We start from the raw sequence: 1,238 nt of genomic DNA on the forward strand, positions 1-1,238 counted from the left end.
CCGCGGAAGCTGCGGCGGCCGCGGAGTTGGTGCGCCTGGCCAAGGAGCAGGGCCAGTCGCTGACCGGGCCGGACGGGTTGCTCAAGCAGTTCACCAAAACCGTCCTGGAAACCGCGCTGAACGAAGAAATGACCGAACACCTCGGGCACGACAAGAACCACGCTCCGCCGGAACGGGAATCGTCCAATATCCGGAACGGAACCAGATCGAAAACGGTGTTGACCGAGGCCAGCGGTCACGTTCCGATCGACGTCCCTCGTGATCGGGAGGGGACGTTCGAGCCGCAGATCGTCAAAAAGCGACAACGACGCCTCAGCGGGGTCGATGAGATCGTGTTGTCGTTGTATGCCAAAGAATTAACGACAGGTGAGATCAGCGCCCACTTCGCCGAAATCTACGGCGCCTCGGTCTCGAAAGAGACCATCTCGCGGATCACAGACAAAGTGCTCGAGGAAATGCAGGACTGGGCTGCCCGACCCCTCGATGAGGTATACGCGGCAATCTTCATCGACGCGATCGTCGTCAAAGTTCGAGACGGTCAGGTCGCCAACCGGCCGATTTACGCCGCGATCGGCGTCAGTCTCGACGGCCACCGTGACGTGCTCGGATTGTGGGCCGGCACCGGCGGTGAGGGCGCCAAATTTTGGATGTCGGTGCTGACGGATATCCGAAATCGGGGCACCCGGGACGTGTTCTTCCTGGTCTGCGACGGATTGAAAGGCCTACCGGAAGTCGTCGAAAACGTCTGGCCGGCCACCACGGTCCAGACATGCGTGATCCATTTGATTCGCAACACCTTTCGGTTGTCGTCGCGTCAGCACTGGGACGGGCTCAAACACGATCTCAAACCGATTTATACCGCCCCGACCGAGACGGCAGCGCGGGCAGCCTTCGACGATCTCGCCGAGCGCTGGGGGAACCGGTATCCGGCGATCATCAGGTTGTGGACCAATGCCTGGCAGGAGTTCATCCCGTTCCTCGATTACGACACCGAGATACGGCGAGTGCTTTGCTCCACCAACGCGATTGAGTCACTCAACGCCAGATATCGGAGGTCAGTCAAAGCGCGCGGGCATTTCCCCACGGAAGCTGCCGCACTGAAATGCCTCTATTTGGTGACGCGTTCGCTGGACCCGACCGGCAAGGGCCAGGCACGATGGATTGTGCGGTGGAAGCCTGCTCCGAACGCGTTTGCGATCACGTTCGCCGATCGTTGGCCCGGATCGGAAACATACTGA

Annotated in this window: 1 protein-coding gene; it reads left to right on the forward strand. The window is 60.4% G+C overall.

The features are described from left to right. On the forward strand, positions 1-1,238 hold a 1,238-nt coding region (locus P3G66_RS31745; RefSeq protein WP_276117879.1), incomplete at its 5' end, for an IS256 family transposase.

Source organism: Rhodococcus sp. C3V (genome assembly GCF_029269915.1).
Lineage (GTDB): Bacteria > Actinomycetota > Actinomycetes > Mycobacteriales > Mycobacteriaceae > Rhodococcus_F > Rhodococcus_F qingshengii.